This is a genomic window from Streptomyces sp. NPDC032721, assembly GCF_055579625.1.
Genome location: NZ_JBVIMX010000023.1, coordinates 1 through 20,399, shown reverse-complemented (window position 1 = coordinate 20,399; position 20,399 = coordinate 1). Strand labels below are relative to the sequence as shown.

Sequence of the window (20,399 nt, the reverse complement as noted above, 5' to 3'; positions counted from 1 at the left end):
GAGGGGGGGTGCGGGGGTGGGGGGGTGGGTGGAGTGGTGTGGGGGGTATGGGTTGGGAACAGCGCATTGCTGCGCCAGCCCCCCATCGGGGGGGGGGGGGGGAAAAAAAAAAAACACCCCCCCCCCCCCCCCCCCCCCCCCCCCGGGGCGGGTCAGACGGCGGTGGTCCGCACCGACGAAGGGTCCTGCGGGTCCGGGCCCTGCGGGTCCGGGCTCTGCGGGTCCGGTTCGTCGGCGCGTTCGGTGGCGTCCTCCAGGACGATCCGGCCGATCACCGCGTACCGTTCGGGCCGCTTGGCGCGCAGGTAGAAGCCGAGGCCCAGGCCGCCGAAGAAGACGACGCCGACGATCCACGGGATCAGCGCGAAGAAGAGCGAGTCGGCGGCCAGTCCGGCCGCCGTCTCCATGTTCATGACCAGCAGTACGACGACGGCGATCATGCCGATCCCGCCGAGCAGCGGTGCGGTGAAGGTCCTGAACCAGTGCCGGTCCTCCGGGTGGTTCTTCCGGAAGTAGCCGATCACCGCGAAGGAGCACAGGGTCTGGACGATCAGGATCGCCATCGTGCCGAGGATGGCGAGGAGCGTGTAGAGGTGGATGTACGGGTCCTCGCCGGTCAGCCAGAAGGCGCCGACCAGGACGACGGCGATCGCCGACTGGACGTAGCTGGCGAGGTAGGGCGAGCCGTGCCTGGCGTGCGTACGGCCGAGCGCCGGATGCAGGAATCCCTCGCGGCCGATCGCGTACAGATAGCGCGAGGCGCACTGGTGGAAGGCCATCCCGCAGGCGAACGAGCCCGTCAGCAGCAGCCACTGGAAGGCGCTGACCGCCCAGCCGCCGATGAAGCTGCGGGTCGGGTCGAAGAACAGGTCGAGCGGGCTGGCCGAGCCGGAGACCTTGACGGCGCCTTCGAGGCCGTTGCCCGCGATGGTCATCCAGGAGACGTAGATGTAGAAGAGGCCGACGCCGATCACCGAGATCAGAGTGGCGCGCGGGATGACCTTCTTGGGGTTGCGCGACTCCTCTCCGTACATCGCGGTCGATTCGAAACCGACCCACGACCAGAAGGCGAAGAAGAGGCCGAGCCCGGCGGAGGTCCCGCTGAAGGCGTTGAGCGGGTTGATCGGTTCGACGGGAATGCCGTCGGGGCCGCCGCCCGCGAGCAGGACGGCCGTGGCCACCGCGAAGAGCACGGCGATCTCGCCGACGAGCATCACGCCGAGCGCCTTGGCGGTGAGGTTGATGTCGAAGTACGAGAGGACCGCGGTGACGGCGAGCATCAGCGCCGCGTACACGATCCAGGGGAGGTCGAGGCCGAGCTGGGCGGCGACCGTGGTCTGTGCGAAGTAGGCGAAGATCCCGACGATGGACGCCTCGAAGACGACGTACGCGAGGACCGCGAGCATTCCGGAGGCCATGCCGGCGATCCGGCCGAGGCCGTGCGAGATGTAGCCGTAGAAGGCCCCGGCGACCGTGATGCGCTTGGCCATGGCCACATAGCCGACCGAGAAGACGGTCAGGACGAGGGTCGCGAAGAGGTATCCGGCGGGGGCGCCGGTGCCGTTGCCGAAGCCGACGGCGATGGGGAGGTTGCCGGTCATCGCGGTGATCGGGGCGGCGGTGGCGACCGCCATGAAGACGACTCCGAGGAGACCCACGGAGTTCGCCTTCAGACGGTGCACGGGTGGAGCGGATGATTCCGGTGCGGTCACCGCGGTGCGGTCACCGGCTGCGCTGTCGGCCATGCCGCGCTCTTTCCTGTTGTGCCCAGGTGTTCAGGCGGACGCTTCTGCTGGGGTTTTGATCGTGGACCTGTCACGTTCTGCTGGTGCGGGGGCAGTCTCTTCGCGAGTGACGTACGCCACAACGGACAGGAGGTCGCACAAATCACCTGCGAACACGACGAGTTGTCGGGGCAACCGGGCTGCGGACCCACCCCGTGACCGGCGGGTGATGTTCTGGAAACATGCGCCCGGGTACCGTCCCGCTTCATGGACACGCAGGGCGGAATCACCGTGCAAAGGGCGCTTGAACTGCCGGGACTCCGCAGCGGGCTGCCGGAAGTGGTGGCGGGCGCGGACCGGCTCCAGCGGACGGTGCGCTGGGTGCACGCCGGAGAGGTCCCCAACATCGCCTCCCTGCTCAAGGGCGGCGAGCTGCTGCTGACCACCGGCCTGGGCCTGGGTACCCGCCCCGCCGAACAGCGGGCCTTCGTCCGCAGGCTGGCGGACCGGGGTATCGCGGCCCTCGTGGTGGAGCTGGGGCCGCGCTTCAGCCGGCTGCCGTCCACGCTGGTGGAGACCGCGCGGGCGGCCGGTCTGCCGCTGGTCCAGCTGCACCGTGAGGTGCCCTTCGTCTCGGTGACCGAAGAGGTGCACACCGAGATCGTCAACGGGCACTACACCCTGCTGCGGCGGGCCGAGGAGGTGCACCGCCGCTGTACGGAGGCGCTGCTCGGCGGGGGCGGGGTGCCACAAGTGCTCGGCATCCTGGCGGACTTCGCGGCCAACCCGGTGTTCCTGGAGACCGCCGACGGGCAGCTGCTGTACGCGGCCGGGCCCTCGACCGCCGACGACAAGGGCGCCGACCCGCTCCAGGTCTGGGAAGGGCTGCGCGGCCAGCGCGAGGCACGCGAGTCGGGGCCGCCCGCGAACGGGACCGTGGTGGACGTGCCGGGCGGCGGGCACGGCGCCGGTTCCGTACGGGCCCGTCTGGTCCTCCTGGGAGTCGAGACGCCCCTCCTCCCCGTGCACCGGATCGCCGCCGAACGCGCGGCCGGCATCCTCGCGGTCGTACTGATGCAGGCGCGCCAGGAGGAAGAACTCGCGGCACGCGGGCGTGGCGACTTCCTCACCGACCTCGCCCAGGGCCGCATCTCCGCCGAGGACGCGCCCGCCCAGGCGCGCGTGCTGGGCTTCAAGCCGGGCGAGGGGCCGCTGCTGCCCGTCGTGATGCGGCTGGCCGCCGAACTGGCCCCGTCCGGGAACTGGTCGGTGCTGGCACGGGCCGTGCTGGAGGAGCTGGCGTCCGTGGGGGTGCCGGTGCTGCTGGGCGTACGACCGGTGGAGGGCCGGGTTCCGCTGCTCCTCGGCCTGCGTACGGAGTCGGAGCGCACGGCGGTCGCCGACCGGGTCGCCGCGGCCCTGCGGGCGGGCGTGGAGCGCGCCGGACTGGGCCGGGCCGGCGCCCACCCCCCGGTCGTGGTCGTCGGCGTGGCGGGCGGCTGGGCGGCCGCCTCCGCGAGCCTGCGCCACGCCGCCGAAACGGCGACCGCCGCCCAGGGACTGCACGACCGCCCCTGGTACGACGCCCGCCGCCTCGACATCGACCTCCTCCTGTGGCGCCTGCGCGACCACCCGGACCTGGCCGCCTTCGTGGACCGCGCGATCGGCCCCCTCCGCGACCACGACCGCACGTCGCGCCCCCCGCTCCTGCCCACCCTGGAGACCTACCTGGCACACGCCGGCCGCAAGGCCGAAACGGCCCGCGAACTCCACCTCAACCGCCAGACCCTCTACAACCGCCTGGCCCGCATCTCGGAGCTCCTGGGAACAGACCTGGACGACCCCCAAACAGTCCTGGCCCTAAGCCTGGCCCTAAGAGCCCGCCGCCACACGTCGTAACCCGGGCGAACGCGCCCCGAGGGACACGACGAACCGCGCACCCAACCACACCCCACCCGCACACAACCACCGGCGGCACCCACTCAGGGGCGCGAGGAACTGCGCGACCAGCCACACTCAACTCGCTGATCCCCACCCACCCCGACCCACCCAACCCCCACCCACCCGCACCGCGGGGTCTGGGGCAGCGCCCCAGTTTCGGGAAGGGGCGGGGCGGGGAGAAGGCCCCGCGCAGCGGCCCCCACCCCGACCCGCCCCATCCCGACCCGCCCCAGCCACACCCAGCCCTAGACCTGCCCCGTCAACTCGTCGTAGACACTGAGCACCTGAGCCACCGTCTCATCCTCCGTAGGCCACGTCCCCGCCTGCCGAACCCCCGCCTCCGCAAGCCGCTCCCGCCGCCCGGGATCCCCCAGCAACCCCACCACCGCCCGCGCCAGCGCCCCCGCGTCCCCGTACGGCACGAACTCCGCTGCGTCCCCCACCAGTTCCGGAATCCCCCCGACCGCGGTCGCCACCAGCGGCACCCCGGCCCGCAGCGCCTCCTGCGCCAGCACCGACCGCGCCTCCCACCGGCTGGGCAGCACCGCGACATCCGCGGCGGCCAGCAGCTCGGCGATGTCGTCCCGCCGCCCGAGCAGCTGGACGGGCAGGTCCTCCGCCTCGATGCGCCGCTGGAGCGCGGCCCGCTCCTGCCCCTCCCCCGCGATGGTGAGCAGCGGTGCCGGATCGAGGTCCCGCCAGACCCGGGAGGCGTCCAGCAGGACGTCGTACCCCCGGTGCGGAACCAGACTGCCGACCGCCATCAGCAAGGGCCGCTCCACCGCCCCCAGCTCGGCCCGCGCCTTGCTCTCGTGGAAGTCCTCGGACGGCCGGGGCGCGGGCACCGTCACCGGCGCGAGCCGGGCGTCGCGCGCCCCCCTGCTGCGGGCCCGGTCGACCAGGTCCGACGACGTACCGAGGACGACCGACGCGGACCGCGCCGCCCGCCGTTCCATCAGCCGTACGACATGGCTGCGCGCGCCCTCCGCGTACGCCCGGGTGTGCCAGGTGACGACGAGCGGCACGCGCCCCTTGGCCCGGGCCCGGCCGCCCAGGCCGCCGAATCCCCCCACACCCCCCAGTGCGCACGCCGTCCGCACCGCGGCATGCAGCCCGTGCGCATGAACGATGTCCGCCCTCGCACAAGCCGCCCGCAGCACGGCCACCGACACCGGATCACTGCGCCGGGGCACACTCACCACCTCGGCACCCGCCTCGGCGAAGCGGTACGCGCTCTCCAGCTCGGCCGGGGCGCACACGGTGACCCGCACGCCCCGTGCGACGAGTCCTGCGGTCAACGACCTGACGTGCGCGCTGCTGCCCGCACTGCCTCCGCCGAGCACCTGGACGGCGCTCAGTTGCGACTGTCCGTACGGCGGGGCTGGGCTGCTGCTCACTGTGGTGGGTGCTCCTGAGTGGTCGTCGGCGCGCAACTCTGCACAGGGAAAGGGCACTTGTAGCAGATGCCCGGGCACAGGGGTGCCCCGTTCGGGGCACTTCCGCTGCGATTCTTGCCGCTCTTGTGCTGCACTGGTGCGCGTTACGGCGCCAAGGATGCCAGCCCCGAGGACAGTTGAGGCACCACAAGTGCCCCTGTCCGCCGACTTCATGCCTGCTACCACCCGCACGAGTGATCGCCGCTCAGGACGCTCCCGCCAGCCGGCTGACCCTGTCACCGCAGGCGGCCGCTGCGACCATCACGGCGGCGTGCAGGACCAGCCCGGCACGTCCTCCCCCGGCAGCCATCGCCGCGCCCACCCCGGCACCGAGCGCGTGCGCCCCGGTGTCGCCGAGCATGGTGCGCCGCGCGAGGTCGTCCTCCAGTACGGCCGAGGCGGAACCCACCGCCGCAGCCGCGAGCACCCCCGCGGGACCGCCCCGCACGACGCCCGCCGCCCCGAGTGCGAGAACCGTCCCGGCCGCCCTGCCGGGCCGTACGTCCACCAGATTCACCAGGTGCGCGGTCCCCGAGACGACCACGCCCGCGAGGACCTTGTCGAGGGGCCGTTCCCTGAGCAGCGCACCGGCGGCGAGCCCGGCCGCGCCGATGCCCAGGAGTTTGACCGTGCCGCTGGTGACTTCGCCGTGCCGCAGGGCGGTCAGGTGCGCGCGGAAACCGCGGCGCGGATCGTTCCTGCCCGCCATGTCGTCGTACGCGCCGCAGCCCCCGGCCGCGAGGACGGCGAGCACGGCCGCCGTCCGGGCCCGTACGGGGACGGCCGGGGAGGCGGCGACGGCCGCCGCGGTGCCGACCGCGGTGGCCGGTCCTGCGTAGAGGTCGACGACCTCGCCCGCGAAGTTCTTCCGCTCCCACAGGGCGGCCTCCCCGGGCGGCCACCGCCGCATGCCCTGTCGTATGCACAGCGTGGCTCCCACAGCCCCCAGGAAACCGGCCACCCGCCCTTTAGCGATCATGACCCCACTGTATGCACTGCCGAATCCGCTGCCGCTTCTGCGCTGTTGCCCCGTTAAACATCCGCCCGGGCAGTGGCCAGGAGCTCCTCCGCGTGCGCCCGGGCCGTCTCCGAGTCCTCCTGGCCCGCCAGCATCCGCGAGAGCTCCCGCACCCGGTCCTCGCCCTCCAGCACGGTCACACCGCTCCTGGTGACGGAACCGTCGTTGGTCTTCTCGACGAGCAGCTGCCGGTCCGCGAACGCCGCCACCTGCGGCAGGTGCGTCACCACGACGACCTGGGCCGACCTGGCCAGCTTCGCGAGCCGCCGCCCGACCTCGACGGCCGCCTTGCCGCCGACGCCCGCGTCGACCTCGTCGAAGAGGTACGTGGGAACGGGGTCGGACCCGGCGAAGACGACCTCCACCGCGAGCATCACGCGCGAGAGCTCACCGCCGGACGCGCCCTTGCCGATGGGGCGGGGGTGCGCGCCGGGGTGCGGGGCCAGCAGCAGCTCGACCTCGTCGGCACCGGAGGAGTGGTACGCGACGAGCCGGCCGCCCACCTCGATGCCCCGCTCCGGGTCCTCGGTCTGCCGGATGTCGATGGACACGCGCCCGTGGGGCATGGCGAGCGAGGCCAGCTCCTCGGTCACGGCGTCCGCGAACCGGGCGGCGGCCTCGGTGCGGGCGTCGGTCAACGCCTGCGCCAGACCGGACAGTTCCTCGCGCAGCACGTCCCGCTCGGAGGTGAGCTCGCCGATCCGGTCGTCGTCGCCGTCCAGCTCGGTGAGCCGGGCCGCGCCCTCCTGCGCCCAGGTGAGCACGGCGTCCGTGCCGCCCTCGTACCCGCCGTACTTCCTGGTGAGCTGGGTGAGGGCCGCCCTGCGCTCCTCGACGACGGCCAGCCGCAGCGGGTCCGCGTCCAGGTTGTCGGCGTACCCGGCGAGCTCGCCCGCCACGTCGCCGAGCAGGATGCCGATCTCGCCGATGCGCTCGGCGAGGGAGCCGAGTGCGGGGTCGTGCGCACGGACGGCGTCGACCGCGCGGTGCGCCCCGGCCACCAGGGTGCTGGCGTCGACGCCCTCGGGGTCCTCGGGGTTGCCCGCGAGGGCGGCGTGCGCCAGGGCGGCGGCGGAGGCCAGGGCCTCGGCGTGCCCGAGCCGCTCGGCCTCCGTGGCGAGCTCCGCGTCCTCGCCCGGCAGGGGCTCGACGGCGGCGATCTCCTCCAGACCGAAGCGCAGCAGATCGGCCTCCTGGGCCCGCTCACGCGCGCGCGTGGTGATCGTCTCCAGCTCGGCGGTGACCGCCTTCAGGCGGCGGTAGGCGGTCGTGTACTTGGCGTACGGCACGGCCACGGCGTCGCCCGCGTACCGGTCCAGTGCCTGCCGCTGCCGGGACGGCCGCAGCAGCCCCTGCTGGTCGGTCTGCCCGTGCACGGCGACGAGGTCGTCCGCGAGCTCCGTGAGCACTCCCACCGGCACGGACCGCCCGCCGAGGTGGGCGCGCGAACGCCCCTCGGCAGAAACCGTCCTGCTGATGAGCAGCGCTCCGTCGTCGAGTTCCGCCCCGGCCTCTTCCGCCCGCAGGGCAGCGGGGTCGCCGGGGCGCACCGTGAGCCGCCCCTCCACCACCGCCGCCTTGGCTCCGAGCCGTACCAGGGCAGGGTCGGCCCGGCCTCCGAGCAGCAGCCCGAGACTGGTGACGACCATGGTCTTGCCCGCTCCGGTCTCGCCGGTCACCGCCGTGAAGCCGGGTGACAGCTCGACGACAGCGTCGTCGATGACTCCGAGCGACCGTATCCGCATCTCCTCCAACACGGACACGACCATACGAGGTCGGGAGGGCGGTGTGCGACGGCCCCCGTCCGCCGCACACCCGCCGCACGCTCCGCAAGCCGCCGAAACCTGCGGAAAACCGCAGTCCAATCCTGCGGCGGACCGCATGGCGGCGGCCGCCCGCCGGCCGTCAAAGTGGGTGACACGGCGGTCGTCCCGTTGATCGCACGAAAACTCGGTGAATACGGTGAAGACTCAACGTGGGGTCAGTGCGGTGCCCCGCGCCACCCCGACACAGGGAGGGCGAACTTGGCGACCAGACGGTCCGTGAACGACGCGTGGTGCAGCCTGGCCAGCCGTACGGGCACCTCGCCCCGGCGCACCTCCACCCGCGCCCCGGAAGGAAGTTCGACGGTGCGGCGGCCGTCGCACCACAGGACCCCGTTGGGGGTGTGCGGCTGTACCTCGACGGCCAGCACCGACGTCGGCGAGGTCACCAGCGGCTTCGCGAACAGCGCGTGCGCACTGATCGGCACCATCAGCAGCGCCTCCACCTCGGGCCAGACCACGGGCCCGCCGGCCGAGAAGGCGTACGCGGTGGAGCCGGTCGGCGTCGCGCAGACGATGCCGTCGCAGCCGAAGCCGGTGACCGGTCGCCCGTCGATCTCCAGCACGACCTCCAGCATCCGCTCCGGCGACACCTTCTGCACGGCTGCCTCGTTGAGCGCCCAGTCCCGGTGCACGACGCTGCCGTTGTCGTGCACCAGTACGTCGAGGGTCATCCGCTCCTCGACCTCGTACGCCTTGGTGACGACGCGGTCCACGACCTTGTCGAGGTCGTCCCGCTCGGCCTCGGCGAGGAAGCCGACCCGCCCCAGGTTGACGCCGAGCATGGGTACGCCGGAGGCGCGGGCGATGTCCGCACCGCGCAGCAGGGTGCCGTCACCGCCCAGGACGATCAGCAGCTCACAGCCGTCGAGCACGTCCGGGGTGGCCTCCACGACCGTCTCCACGGACGACGGCAGCGGCAGATCGACCGCCTCCGACTCCAGCAGGCGTACGCCGAGGCCGCTCTTGAGGAGCCCCTCGACGACGAGTTCGGCGCTGCGGATCGCAGCGGGCCGCCCCGTGTGCGCGAGGAGGAACACGGTGCGTTCCGCGGCCGGTTCCAGCACCCGCGACGCGGCGGGCGCGGGAGCCGGAGCGGTGTCCGGCGTTCCCTCGGTCGTTCCGTTGGTCGTCCCTGTCGTTGTCAACGCGGCCCCTCCGCCACTGCACGGTCAACGTCCGCCGGGTCGAGTTCGGGTGCCCCCGCCCGGAGCCACAGAAAGTACTCGACATTTCCGGAGGGCCCGGGCAGCGGGCTGGCCGTCACGCCCTGCACTCCGAGTCCGAGCCCCCACGCCTGCCGTGCCACGTTCCGCACGGCATCCGCCCGAAGTTCGGGGCTGCGCACCACTCCCCCGCTGCCGAGGCGCTCCTTGCCCACCTCGAACTGCGGCTTCACCATCAGCACCAGATCGGCGTCGGGTGCCGCGCAGCGCGCCAGCGCGGGCAGCACGAGACCCAGAGGGATGAACGACAGATCGCCGACGACGATGTCGACCGGTACTCCGTCGATCATCTCCAGGGTCATCTCGCGGACGTTCGTACGGTCCTTGACGGTGACCCGCTCGTCGGACTGCAGCGACCAGGCGAGCTGTCCGTAGCCGACGTCGACGGCGACCACGTGTCCGGCCCCGGCCCGCAGCAGGACGTCCGTGAAGCCGCCGGTGGAGGCTCCGGCGTCCAGCGCGCGCCGTCCCTCGACCTTGAGCCCGTGCGGGGTGAAGGCGGCCAGCGCTCCGGCCAGCTTGTGCCCGCCGCGCGAGACGTAGTCGGGGTCGTCGTCGTCCTTGAGCACCACCAGGGCGGCGGCCGTCTCGACCTGGGTCGCGGCCTTGGTCGCCACCGCTCCGGCGACCTTGACCCGGCCGGCGGCGATCAGCTGGCTCGCGTGCTCCCGCGAGCGGGCGAGCTTCCGGCGGACCAGCTCGGCATCCAGGCGGCGGCGTGCCACTCCTGCCACTTCTCGTTCAGCTCCTGAGGTCGTACGGGGTGGGCGGTGACGACGGTGAGGTCGCCGGGGCGGTGGAGGGCGCCGGAGGTACCGGGCGTGCGTCGAGCGCGGTCAGCGTTTCGCGCAGCCCCCGGTGTACATCCTCGTACACCTCGATGTGTCCGTCCGCCGTGAGGTGGTCGACGTCCGAAAGACGCTCCAGCCGGGCGTCCACCTCGGCGTTCCCGGTGGAGCCGCGCTCGGCCCCGAGCGGGGCGGGTGCGGCCGGGTCGTACGCCACCATGCCGGAGGCGCGGTGGGTCCTGTCGCCCCCGTCGCCTCCGTCGGTACCGGCTGCTCCGGCTGCCTCTGATTCCTCGACATCCATGGTCATGACGCTACCGCGAAGCCCTGAGGTACGGTCGGCGTTGATGGCGACCATGGAGGAGTGCCGCGCGGCACTCGACAAGCTCTCGGACAATCTCAGCGGTTCCGAACACGACGGCGTGCGCAGCGTCGCGGGGTTCGACCGCTCACTCAGCTGCCACATCACGGACCTCGACACGACCTTCACCGGCCGTCTCGCGGACGGCCGGATCACGGTGGCGGACACCCGGCCGGGACCGCCCCGCGAGCGTGCCCAGATCCGTCTGGCGATGACCGGCGACGATCTGGTCGCGATGGTCGACGGCGAGCTGAACTTCGCGAAGGCCTGGGCCTCCGGCCGGGTGCGTCTGGAGGCCGGTTTCCGCGACCTCCTGCACCTCAGGAAGCTGCTCTAGACGGCGGCACCGGTCCTGGCCTTGCGCGCAGCCGGTACCACCAGCGGAGTCCCGGTCTCCGGATCGTCGATGACCTGGCACTTCAGCCCGAAGACCCGCTCGACCAGATCCGCCGTGACGATGTCGGACGGCGCCCCCTCGGCCACGACGTTCCCGTCCCGCATGGCGATCAGGTGCGTGGCGTACCGCGCCGCGTGATTCAGGTCGTGCAGTACGGCGACCAGGGTGCGCCCCTGCGTCTCGTGCAGCTCCGCGCACAGGTCGAGCACGTCTATCTGGTGTTGGATGTCGAGGAAGGTGGTCGGCTCGTCGAGCAGCAGCAGCGGCGTCTGCTGGGCGAGCGCCATCGCGATCCACACCCGTTGCCGCTGCCCGCCGGACAGTTCGTCCACGTACCGTTCGCCCAGCTCGCCGACGCCGGTCGAGGCCATCGACTCCTCGACGATCCGCTCGTCCTCGGGCGACCACTGCCGCAGCAGCCCCTGGTGCGGGTAGCGCCCGCGCGCCACCAGGTCGGCGACGGTGATCCCGTCGGGTGCCACCGACGACTGAGGCAGCAGCCCGAGCGTTCTGGCGACCTTCTTCGCGGGCATCGACCCGATGGCCTGCCCGTCGAGCAGCACCCGCCCCTGCGACGGCTTCAGCATCCGCGACAGGGCGCGCAGCAGCGTCGACTTGCCGCACGCGTTGGGGCCCACGATGACCGTGAAGGAGTGGTCCGGGATCTCGACCGAGAGGTTCTCGGCGATGACCCGCTCGTCGTATCCGAGCGTCACGCCCTCCGCGACGAGCCGCTGGGACAAGCCCTGCTGGGCCTGGGACCGGGGCTGGGACTTGGGCTGGGCCATGGGGGTCGTACTCCTGCCGTTCCTGCTGCCGTTCGGGCTCTTGCCGCTCTTCATATCCGTCCCGCCTTACGCTCCGTCACCAGCAGCCACAGCAGATAGCAGCCGCCCACCACCCCGGTCACCACACCCACCGGCAGCTGCCGCTCCCCGAACGCCTGCTGGGCCGCCCAGTCCGCGACCACCAGCAGCCCGGCACCCATCAGCGCCGAGGGCAGCAGGTTCGGCCCCGGCGCCCTGGTCACCCGCCGCGCGAGCTGCGGCGCGCTCAGCGCCACGAACGCGATGGGCCCCGCCGCCGAGGTCGCCACCCCCATGAGGAGTACGGCGCTCAGCAGGAGCACCACCCGCGTCCGCTCGACCGGCACGCCCAGCGCGTACGCCGCGTCGTCGCCCATCTCCATCATCCGCAGCGCCCGCCCGTGCCCGAGCACCAGTGGAACCAGTACGGCACAGACGGCGGCCAGCGGTACGACCTGCTCCCAGCCCCGCCCGTCCATCGTGCCGGTGATCCACAGCATCGCCTGCGTCGCGTCGACCAGACTGGCCTTGGTCAGCAGGTACTGCATGACGGCGGTCAGCATCGCGGCGGCTCCGATGCCCACGAGCACCAGCCGGTAGCCGTGCACCCCCCGCTTCCACGCCAGCAGATAGACCAGCACGCCCGTCACCAGACAGCCGACCAGCGCACCTCCCGCGACCGCCCAGCTGTTCCCGTGGAACAGCACGATCACGACCAGCGCCCCGACCGTCGCGCCCTGGCCGAAACCGAGCACGTCCGGGCTGCCGAGCGGGTTCCTTGAGATCGACTGGAAGATCGCGCCGGACAGTCCGAGTGACAGCCCCACCAGCAGCGCCGTGAGCACCCGGGGCAGCCGTACGTCCTGGACGATGAACTCCTGCGCGGGCACCCCGTTGCCGAGCAGCGTCGAGACGACCTCGCCCGGTGTCATCGGGAAGTCGCCGCTGCCGATGAGTACGATCCCGACGGCCAGCGCCACGACGGCGAGCGCCACCGTAGCGATCACGGTCCGGAGATCGAACCGCACGGACCGGCCGCCGGTACGGATCGTCCGCCCCGAGATGCGCCGCACGGCGGGCCCCCGGCTCCCCCGCTCCCCGCTCTTCGCGGTCCCGTTCTTCGCGGTCTCGCTCTTCACCGCTCCCCCGACACTCACAGCTGCCCCATCCGACGACGGCGTACCAGGTGGATGAAGACGGGCCCGCCGATGAGCGCGGTCACGATCCCGACCTGGAGTTCGGCGGGCCGCGACACGACCCGCCCCACCACGTCCGAGCCCAGCAGCAGTACGGGCGCGAGCACGGCGGCGTACGGCACGATCCACCGCATGTCGGGCCCGGTGATGGCCCGCACCAGGTGCGGCACCATCAGCCCGATGAAGACGATCGGCCCGCACGCGGCGGTCGCGGCGCCGCACAGCAGCGTCACGCAGACCATCGCGAGCACCCGGGTACGGGTCAGGTGGACCCCGAGCGAGCGCGCGCTGTCCTCGCCCATCTCCATCGCGTTCAGCGGCCGCGCGATGACCAGCGCCAGCACGAGCCCCGCCACGATGAACGGCCACACCTTCGACACCACGGCCATGTCCGCCGAGGCCAGCGACCCCACGGTCCAGAACCGCAGCCGCTCCAGCGCGGCCGAGTCGAGGAGCTGTACGGCGTTGACGTAGCCGAAGAGCGCGGCGGTGGCCGCCGTACCGGCGAGCGCGAGCCGCACCGGCGTCGCGCCCCGGCTGCCGCCCAGCAGGTACACCAGCGCGGACACCACACCGGCCCCGAGGAACGCGAACCACACGTACCCGGTGAGCGAAGTGACGCCCAGGAAGCTGATCGCGGAGACGACGGCGGCCGACGCCCCGGCGTTCACACCGAGGATGCCGGGCTCGGCGAGGGGGTTGCGGGTCAGCCCCTGCATCACCGCCCCGGCCGTGCCGAGCGCGGCTCCGACGAGTACGCCGAGCAGCGTACGGGGCACCCGTACGTCCTGGATGATCACATCGTCACCGGCGCCGGAGTAGTGCACGAGCCCGTGCCACACCTCGCCGAGCGACAGGGTCTTGGCGCCCACGGAAATGCTCAGCAGCACCACCAGCACCAGGACACCCAGGGAAATCAGCAGGCCAGCGGCTCGTACCGCATTGCGTTTACGGACGGTACGGGAGGCGGACGGAGCGGAGCCGGGCTCCACGCTCGGTTCGGGGGGACTGTCGACCAACACCAGGTTAGGTTAGCCTACCCTCCAATCAATCCAGTACGGAGAGCTACGCCGCCCAGCCACGGCGCTCCTCGCCGTGCCCGCGCACCCGCTGCCCGCCGCACCGAGGGCCCGCCGCCCCGCGATCAGCCGAAGAGGCCGCCCGATGACCGCATCACAGCCGACCGCCACCGCAGACACGTCGACCTCCTGCGCCTCCGCCACCGCACCGGCCGAGACCCCGCCGCCCGCCACCGACGCCCCGTACCAGTTCTTCGACGTCCGGGTGCTGCGCGCCGAACGCCTCTCGCCGAGCATGCTCCGGGTCGCCCTCGGCGGCGACGACCTCTCCCGGATGGGTTCGGCGGGCCGCGACCAGCGCATCAAGCTGTTCTTCCCGCAGCCGGGCCAGGACGCCCCGGTCGTCCCGAGGGGCGACGACGGCCTCTGGTACGCGGACTGGTGCGCGCTCGACCCGAAGGTGCGCGGCATCATGCGGACGTACACCACCCGTGACCTGCTGCGCGACCCCGACGAGCTGATCGTCGACTTCGCCCTGCACCTCGGCGCCGAGGGCCCGGCGTCACGCTGGGCGAAGGCGGCCCGCCCGGGCGACAAGCTGTGCGTACTGGCCCCGATCGGCGCGCAGAACGGCGGCTACGACTTCCGCCCGCCGCCCGGCACCACGTCCTACGTCCTCGCCGGCGACGAGTCCGCCCTCCCCGCCCTGGCCGGCATCCTGGCCGCCCTCCCGCCGGACGCGCCCGCCCAGGTCTGGATCGAGGTCCAGGACCCGGCCGACCGCCAGCACCTCCCCACCCGGGCGAACGCCGACATCACCTGGCTGGTCCGCAACCCCGCCGAACCCCTCCTCGACACCATCCGCCAAGCCACCCTCCCCACCCCCACCTCCTCTTCCACCCCCTACACCTGGATCGCCGGCGAATCGGCAACGGTACGAGCCCTCCGCCGCCACCTCGTCCAAGACCGCGGCTACGACCGCAAAGCCATCCGCTTCACCGGCTACTGGCGCCCCAACACCACCGAAGACCAACTCCTCACCCAAAACGACCCCGCCTAACCCCCCACCCCCTTGAACGCCGAAGCCGCCGCTACGCCCCCACCCCCTTGGGCACCGAAGCCGCTACGCCGCCCGCCTCCTTGAGCGGCGCGGCATACCGCCGCTCCCGTGGGCGGCGGGGCCGCACCTACGCCCCCGCCCTCTTGGGCGGCGGGGCCGCCCCCCGGGGGCGGAACGGGCGGGCAAGGGGGCGGCCCCCGGCGGAGCCGCACCCTCGCTCCTGCCCCAGCTCCGCCTTGGCCCCGCGCTCCGCATACGAGTGGTCCGCTGCGCGGGGCTTCACCCCACCCCGCCCCTTCCCGAAACCGGGGCTCCGCCCCGGGCCCCGGGCCCGTGGGGGCGGGCGGGGGTGGGTGGGTTGCCGGGGCTGCGCCCCGGGCCCCGGGGTGGCAGCCCGGCCAGGGTAGGTGGGGGAGGTGCGGGTGTGTCGTGGCTGGTCGCGCAGTTCCCCGCCCCCCTGACGGGGCGCACCCCCGCGCGGGGGTGCGCGGCACCCCTGCGAGCAGGGCTGGTCGCGCCCGCCCGACGGAGCCGCACAATGTCACAGCCCCACGCCCCCAACGAGGCGCACCCCAGCACAAGGTGAGTAGGCACAACACCCCCAGACCACCACCGTCCGCAGCCACACCCACCCCAACTACCCCAACCCCACCCTCTTCAACGCCTCCCCCACATCCAACCCACAAACCCCCTCCCCCGCCTCCGTCCAAGCCACCCCACACATCGCCCTCAACGCATCCATCACATCCCCCTCCCCCTCCAGCCCCAACACACCCTCCCGGGCAGAAGCCGTCCACCCCCCACACCTGAACTCCCCACCCGACTCCACCACTTCAGGCTGCCCGCCCAGCAACCCCCGCAGATCCGCGTCCACATACGTCGGCCGGTACTTCGCCTCCGCCGCCAGCAGCTGCGCCGCATCCGTCACCCCGGTCAGCACCAGCAGCGAATCCACCCCGCCCACATTCGCCCCCTCGATGTCGGTGTCCAGCCGGTCTCCGACCACCAGCCCCCGCTCCGCCCCGGTCCGCAGAATCGTCTCCCGGTGCATCGGCGGCAACGGCTTCCCCGCCACCTGCGGCTCCGCCCCCGTAGCGATCCGTACGACCTCCACCGCGGCCCCGTTCCCCGGCGCGATCCCCCGCGCACCCGGAATCGTCAGATCCGTGTTCGACGCGAACCACGGCACCCCCGCCCTGATCGCGTACGAGGCCTCCGCGAACCGCCCCCACGGCATGTCCGGCCCCCCGTACCCCTGCGCCACCGCCACCGGCTCGTCCTCCGCCGAGTCCACCGGCACCAGCCCCCGCTCCCGCAGCGCGACCCGCAGCCCCTCCCCGCCGATCACCAACACCCTTGACCCCTGCGGGACCTGATCGGCGATCAGCCGCGCCACCGCCTGCGCGGACGTGATCACATCGCCCGCCTCCGTCGGAATCCCCAGCTCCGTCAGATGGGCGGCGACCGCGTCCGGCGTCCGCAGCGCGTTGTTGGTGACGTACGCGAGATGCATCCCGCCGTCCCGCGCGACCCCCAGCGCGTCCACCGCGTGCGCGATGGCCTCACCGCCCGCGTACACCACCCCGTCGAGGTCCAACAGCGCGGTGTCGTACGCCTCCCTCAGCGCCTTGTCACTGCTGCCCGGACAGGTCCTGGTCCGCTGCTGGTGGCTCATTCTGATCTCCTCGATCGGCTGCTTCTCCCCCGATCATCACCCATCTCCCCACCCGTCTTACGATGCACCAATGAGCACACCTGGACCGTCCGAGGACCACGGCCTGCAACTGGTCCCCCTGCGCGGGCTCCGCTATGTCCCGGAGCAGGTCGGCAGTCTGGCCGCCGTCACCTCTCCGCCGTACGACGTCGTGGTCCGCCCGGACGGTCTGCTCCATCTGGAATCAGCGGATCCGTACAACATCGTCCGGCTGATCCTCCCGCAGGCCGACACCGCCGCAGCCCGGCACCGGCAGGCCGCTCAGACACTGCACAACTGGCTGGCCGAGGGCGTCCTCGCCCCCGACGCCGAACCCGCCCTGTACGTGTACGAGCAGTCCCGCGACGGCCTCCTCCAGCGCGGAATCATCGGTGCGCTCGCCCTGTCCTCCCCCGAGGACGGCATCGTCCTCCCCCACGAGGACGTCATGCCGCACGTCGTCGAGGACCGCGCGGCCCTGATGCGCGCCACCGCCGCGAACCTGGAGCCCCTGCTCCTCACCTACCGCGGCGGCGACAGCGTCCCCACCGGCACCACCACCGCCGTCGACCGCGCCCTGGCCCGGCCCCCGCTCCTGTCGACCACCACCGAGGACGGCTTCCACCACCGCCTCTGGTCGATCACCGACCCGGCCGAGATCGCCCGGGTCACCACGGACCTCGCCGGCCACCAGGCCCTGATCGCCGACGGCCACCACCGCTGGGCCACGTACCTCCGCCTCAAGGAGGAACACACCACGGCCGGCTCCCCGTGGGACTTCGGCCTGGTCCTCCTGGTCGACACGGGCCGCTACCCCCTCCAGGTCCGCTCGATCCACCGCCTGCTGCACCGTCTCCCGGTGTCGGAGGCGCTGGCCGCCGTGGGCGATTCCTTCCGCGTACGTCACCTCCGCACGCCACTGACCGAGGCCATGGCAGCCCTGGCCGAAGCCGCGGCCACCGGCAACGCCTTCCTCCTCGCCGGCGACGGCACGTACCACCTCCTCGACCGCCCGGACCCGGACCTCCTCGCCCGTACGATCCGCCACGACCGCCCGGAGGCCTGGCGCACTCTGGACGCGACCGTCCTGCACGAGACCCTCCTCGCCCACGTCTGGCACACTCCGGACGCCCCCGAGGACATCGCCTACATCCACGACACCGAAGCCGCCGTGGAACAGGCCGAACGCCATAACGCCACGGCCGTCCTGATGCACCCGGTACGCGAGGAAGTCGTACGCGACCTGGCCCGCCAGGGCGTCACCATGCCCCGCAAGTCGACCTCCTTCGGCCCGAAACCGGCCACCGGCCTGGTCCTGCGCAGCCTTGAGGTCAACTGATCAACTGATCAACTGACCGGCAAACGAAAGAGGGCGGCACCCCGGAATCGAAATTCCGGGGTGCCGCCCTCTTTCACACTCAGCTCTTGTCGTCCTCGACAACACCCTCGGCCTTCGCGGGAACCTCGTCGGCCCCGTCAGCCCCGACGGCCTCGACGAACTCCGGCTCCTCCACCCGGGTGCCCTCGGTGATGTCCTCACCCTGGACCGAGTCGCCGTCACCGTCGTCGTCGCTGTCCAGCGCGTCCACGAACTCGACCCCGTCCAGCTCCGCGAGCCGGTCGGAAGCGTCCGTGCTGCCGTCCTTGTCCGCCTCGACCGCCTTGGCGAACCACTCGCGCGCCTCGTCCTCACGCCCCGCCGTCAGCAGGGCGTCGGCGTACGCGTAACGCAGCCGAGCAGTCCACGGCTGTACGGAGCTGGAACCGAGCTCCGGTCCCTGCAGCGTGACGATGGAGGCGTCGATCTGCCCCATGTCCCGCCGTGCACCGGCCGCGACCAGCCGCATCTCGACCTGACCGGCCTTGTCCAGCTTCTGCACCTCGGGCTCGCCGGCCATCGCCAGCGCCCGCTCGGGACGGCCGAGGCCACGCTCGCAGTCGGCCATGACGGGCCACAGCTCGACGGTCCCGGTCATCCGACGCGTCGCCCGGAACTCGGCCAGCGCCTCGGTGTACCGCTGAGTGGAGTACGCGGCGAAGCCCGCGGCCTCGCGCACGGCGGCCACTCGCGACGCGAGCCGCAGCGCGATGCGCGAGTACGCGTACGCCTCTTCGGGCTCGTCGTCGATCAGCTTGGCCACCATCACCAGGTTCCTGGCGACGTCCTCGGCCAGCGTCTTGGGCAGGCTCATCAGCTCCTGGCGCACGTCCGGGTCGATCTCGTGGCCCGTGACGTCGTCCGGGATCGGCAGCCGCTTGATCGGCTCCCGGTCACGGTCATCGCGCCCACGGAACCCACCACGGTCGCCACCCCGGTCGTCCCGCCCACGGAAGCCGCCACCGGACCGGTCGTCCCGACGGGGCCCACGGTCGCCACCCCGGTCATCGCGCCCACGGTATCCACCCCGGTCACGGTCGTCGCGCCCACGGAACCCACCGCGGTCGCCACCCCGGTCGTCCCGCCGCTCGAAGCCACCACCGGAACGGTCGTCGCGACGGAACCCACCGCGGTCACCACCCCGGTCATCACGCCGCTCGAAGCCACCACCGGAACGCTCGTCCCGACGCGGGCCACTGCTGGGCCGGTCGTCGCGACGGAACCCACCACGGTCTCCACCGCGGTCATCGCGCCGCTCGAAGCCACCACCGGACGGACGACCACCACGGTCATCACGCCGGAAACCCCCACGGTCCCCACCCGGACGGTCCCCACCAGAACGGTCATCGCGACGGAACCCACCGCGGTCGCCGCCACCCCGGTTGTCGTCACGCCGCTCGAAGCCACCGCCCGAGGGACGACCACCACGGTCATCACGCCCACGGAACCCACCACGGTCACCGCCACGGTCGTCCCGACGCTCAAAGCCACCACCGGAACGGTCGTCGCGACGGAACCCGCCACGGTCACCGCCACCCCGGTTGTCGTCCCTACGGAAGCCCCCACGGTCGCCACTCGGCCGGTCGTCCCGACGCGGGCCACTGCTGGGCCGGTCATCCCGGCGGAACCCACCACGGTCTCCACCGCGGTCATCGCGCCGCTCGAAGCCACCACCGGACGGACGACCACCACGGTCATCACGCCGGAAACCCCCACGGTCCCCACCCGGACGGTCCCCACCGGAACGGTCGTCCCGACGGAACCCACCGCGGTCACCGCCACCACGGTTGTCGTCACGCCGCTCGAAGCCACCGCCCGAGGGACGACCACCACGGTCATCACGCCCACGGAACCCACCACGGTCGCCACCCCGGTCGTCACGCCGCTCGAAGCCACCACCGGAGGGACGACCACCACGGTCATCACGCCGGAAACCCCCACGGTCCCCACCCGGACGGTCCCCACCAGAACGGTCATCGCGACGGAACCCGCCACGATCGCCGCCACCACGGTTGTCGTCCCGGCGGAATCCGCCACCGGACGAGTTGTTGCCGTCACGGTCGTACCCACCGCCGGCCGGACGACCGCCACGGTCATCACGACGGTCACCGCCCGATCGGTCGTCCCGCCCACGGAACCCACCGCGGTCACCGCTCGGCCGGTCGTTGTCACGACGGAAGCCACCACGGTCGTTGTCACGACGGGGGCCGCGGTCGTTGTCACGACCACCGCGGTAACCGCCCCGGTCACCGCTGTCACGGTGACGCGGCTCGCGCTCCGGACGATCGTCAGGAGAGTTGGTGGCCATGGGTGACTCCTAGTCTTCGGGTAACGCAGTCATTCTCGCGCAGTCGGCCATCCGACGCGCTTCGGGCAGGAAAAACAAAAAAGGACCCTTGGTCCCAGCATGAACGCTGGGACCAAGGGTCCTTTTGAAAGATTGTTCGGCGGCGTCCTACTCTCCCACAGGGTCCCCCCTGCAGTACCATCGGCGCGGAAAGGCTTAGCTTCCGGGTTCGGAATGTAACCGGGC

General features: G+C 72.3%; 16 protein-coding genes, 1 rRNA gene and 1 pseudogene. 4 read left to right on the top strand and 14 right to left on the bottom strand.

The genetic code is table 11. The annotated features are described in order from the left end of the window. Positions 1–152: 152 nt before the first annotated feature. Positions 153–1,745, bottom strand: coding sequence for an APC family permease (locus ACZ5PB_RS35800; protein WP_468697081.1), 1,593 nt, complete (start codon positions 1,743–1,745; stop codon positions 153–155). A 246-nt stretch (positions 1,746–1,991) separates the two neighbouring features. Here ACZ5PB_RS35800 and ACZ5PB_RS35795 point away from each other — a divergent pair, with 246 nt between their 5' ends. Next, positions 1,992–3,623, top strand: coding sequence for a PucR family transcriptional regulator (locus ACZ5PB_RS35795; RefSeq protein ID WP_468697079.1), 1,632 nt, complete (start codon positions 1,992–1,994; stop codon positions 3,621–3,623). 287 nt (positions 3,624–3,910) lie between these two features. Here ACZ5PB_RS35795 and ACZ5PB_RS35790 read toward each other — a convergent pair whose 3' ends face one another. The 6 genes from ACZ5PB_RS35790 to ACZ5PB_RS35765 all read right to left on the bottom strand — a co-directional run bounded on the left by ACZ5PB_RS35790 (position 3,911) and on the right by ACZ5PB_RS35765 (position 10,176). Beyond that, positions 3,911–5,062, bottom strand: coding sequence for a glycosyltransferase family 4 protein (locus tag ACZ5PB_RS35790; RefSeq protein ID WP_468697078.1), 1,152 nt, complete (start codon positions 5,060–5,062; stop codon positions 3,911–3,913). Between the two features lie 244 nt (positions 5,063–5,306). Continuing rightward, on the bottom strand, positions 5,307–6,080 hold the full coding sequence (locus tag ACZ5PB_RS35785; protein ID WP_468697076.1) for a hypothetical protein: 774 nt from the start codon (positions 6,078–6,080) through the stop codon (positions 5,307–5,309). 53 nt (positions 6,081–6,133) lie between these two features. Then, the gene (recN, locus tag ACZ5PB_RS35780) at positions 6,134–7,888 is read right to left on the bottom strand and encodes a DNA repair protein RecN (RefSeq protein ID WP_468697074.1); all 1,755 of its coding nucleotides are present in this window, start codon (positions 7,886–7,888) and stop codon (positions 6,134–6,136) included. Between the two features lie 212 nt (positions 7,889–8,100). Then, positions 8,101–9,006: an NAD kinase gene (locus tag ACZ5PB_RS35775; RefSeq protein ID WP_468697236.1), complete on the bottom strand. Its 906-nt coding sequence runs from the start codon at positions 9,004–9,006 to the stop codon at positions 8,101–8,103. Between the two features lie 80 nt (positions 9,007–9,086). Continuing rightward, complete coding sequence (locus ACZ5PB_RS35770) at positions 9,087–9,902, bottom strand: TlyA family RNA methyltransferase (RefSeq protein ID WP_468697072.1); 816 nt, start codon at positions 9,900–9,902, stop codon at positions 9,087–9,089. A gap of 7 nt (positions 9,903–9,909) precedes the next feature. Further along, the gene (locus ACZ5PB_RS35765) at positions 9,910–10,176 is read right to left on the bottom strand and encodes a hypothetical protein (protein WP_468697235.1); all 267 of its coding nucleotides are present in this window, start codon (positions 10,174–10,176) and stop codon (positions 9,910–9,912) included. A 127-nt stretch (positions 10,177–10,303) separates the two neighbouring features. On the opposite strand from ACZ5PB_RS35765, the gene ACZ5PB_RS35760 reads away from it, so the two are divergent. Further along, positions 10,304–10,654, top strand: coding sequence for an SCP2 sterol-binding domain-containing protein (locus ACZ5PB_RS35760; protein ID WP_468697070.1), 351 nt, complete (start codon positions 10,304–10,306; stop codon positions 10,652–10,654). Here the strand turns inward: ACZ5PB_RS35760 and ACZ5PB_RS35755 are convergent. The 3 genes from ACZ5PB_RS35755 to ACZ5PB_RS35745 all read right to left on the bottom strand — a co-directional run bounded on the left by ACZ5PB_RS35755 (position 10,651) and on the right by ACZ5PB_RS35745 (position 13,633). Continuing rightward, the gene (locus tag ACZ5PB_RS35755) at positions 10,651–11,502 is read right to left on the bottom strand and encodes an ABC transporter ATP-binding protein (protein WP_468697069.1); all 852 of its coding nucleotides are present in this window, start codon (positions 11,500–11,502) and stop codon (positions 10,651–10,653) included. The genes ACZ5PB_RS35760 and ACZ5PB_RS35755 overlap by 4 nt on opposite strands. A gap of 50 nt (positions 11,503–11,552) precedes the next feature. After that, complete coding sequence (locus ACZ5PB_RS35750) at positions 11,553–12,593, bottom strand: FecCD family ABC transporter permease (protein WP_468697234.1); 1,041 nt, start codon at positions 12,591–12,593, stop codon at positions 11,553–11,555. A gap of 80 nt (positions 12,594–12,673) precedes the next feature. Then, positions 12,674–13,633, bottom strand: a complete 960-nt coding sequence (locus ACZ5PB_RS35745; RefSeq protein WP_468697233.1) for a FecCD family ABC transporter permease — start codon at positions 13,631–13,633, stop codon at positions 12,674–12,676. A 247-nt stretch (positions 13,634–13,880) separates the two neighbouring features. Here ACZ5PB_RS35745 and ACZ5PB_RS35740 point away from each other — a divergent pair, with 247 nt between their 5' ends. After that, positions 13,881–14,795 (top strand): siderophore-interacting protein, encoded by a 915-nt coding sequence (locus tag ACZ5PB_RS35740; RefSeq protein ID WP_468697068.1) that lies wholly within the window; start codon positions 13,881–13,883, stop codon positions 14,793–14,795. A gap of 637 nt (positions 14,796–15,432) precedes the next feature. Here ACZ5PB_RS35740 and ACZ5PB_RS35735 read toward each other — a convergent pair. Next, positions 15,433–16,470 (bottom strand): HAD hydrolase-like protein, encoded by a 1,038-nt coding sequence (locus tag ACZ5PB_RS35735; protein WP_468697067.1) that lies wholly within the window; start codon positions 16,468–16,470, stop codon positions 15,433–15,435. 70 nt (positions 16,471–16,540) lie between these two features. Here ACZ5PB_RS35735 and ACZ5PB_RS35730 point away from each other — a divergent pair, with 70 nt between their 5' ends. Next, a complete protein-coding gene (locus ACZ5PB_RS35730; RefSeq protein WP_468697065.1) occupies positions 16,541–17,827 on the top strand; it encodes a DUF1015 family protein in 1,287 nt (428 codons plus the stop codon). Positions 17,828–17,906: 79 nt separating this feature from the next. Here the strand turns inward: ACZ5PB_RS35730 and ACZ5PB_RS35725 are convergent, their stop codons facing one another. From ACZ5PB_RS35725 to rrf, 3 genes and pseudogenes are all read right to left on the bottom strand, one after another. Beyond that, complete coding sequence (locus tag ACZ5PB_RS35725; protein WP_468697232.1) at positions 17,907–18,680, bottom strand: tetratricopeptide repeat protein; 774 nt, start codon at positions 18,678–18,680, stop codon at positions 17,907–17,909. A 576-nt stretch (positions 18,681–19,256) separates the two neighbouring features. Next, a pseudogene (locus tag ACZ5PB_RS35720) lies at positions 19,257–19,850 on the bottom strand (hypothetical protein); the annotation flags it as partial. Between the two features lie 458 nt (positions 19,851–20,308). Continuing rightward, a 5S ribosomal RNA gene (gene rrf / locus ACZ5PB_RS35715) occupies positions 20,309–20,399 on the bottom strand; the annotation flags it as partial.

Excerpts from the sequence above, each read along its gene's own strand:
- ACZ5PB_RS35755 (WP_468697069.1), bottom strand. The coding sequence starts at position 11,502 with ATGGCCCAGCCCAAGTCCCAGCCCCGGTCCCAGGCCCAGCAGGGCTTG.
- recN (WP_468697074.1), bottom strand. The coding sequence starts at position 7,888 with ATGGTCGTGTCCGTGTTGGAGGAGATGCGGATACGGTCGCTCGGAGTC.
- ACZ5PB_RS35765 (WP_468697235.1), bottom strand. The coding sequence starts at position 10,176 with ATGGTGGCGTACGACCCGGCCGCACCCGCCCCGCTCGGGGCCGAGCGC.
- ACZ5PB_RS35735 (WP_468697067.1), bottom strand. The coding sequence starts at position 16,470 with ATGAGCCACCAGCAGCGGACCAGGACCTGTCCGGGCAGCAGTGACAAG.
- ACZ5PB_RS35730 (WP_468697065.1), top strand. The coding sequence starts at position 16,541 with ATGAGCACACCTGGACCGTCCGAGGACCACGGCCTGCAACTGGTCCCC.
- ACZ5PB_RS35795 (WP_468697079.1), top strand. The coding sequence starts at position 1,992 with ATGGACACGCAGGGCGGAATCACCGTGCAAAGGGCGCTTGAACTGCCG.
- ACZ5PB_RS35785 (WP_468697076.1), bottom strand. The coding sequence starts at position 6,080 with ATGATCGCTAAAGGGCGGGTGGCCGGTTTCCTGGGGGCTGTGGGAGCC.
- ACZ5PB_RS35725 (WP_468697232.1), bottom strand. The coding sequence starts at position 18,680 with ATGAGCCTGCCCAAGACGCTGGCCGAGGACGTCGCCAGGAACCTGGTG.
- ACZ5PB_RS35740 (WP_468697068.1), top strand. The coding sequence starts at position 13,881 with ATGACCGCATCACAGCCGACCGCCACCGCAGACACGTCGACCTCCTGC.
- ACZ5PB_RS35800 (WP_468697081.1), bottom strand. The coding sequence starts at position 1,745 with ATGGCCGACAGCGCAGCCGGTGACCGCACCGCGGTGACCGCACCGGAA.
- ACZ5PB_RS35760 (WP_468697070.1), top strand. The coding sequence starts at position 10,304 with ATGGCGACCATGGAGGAGTGCCGCGCGGCACTCGACAAGCTCTCGGAC.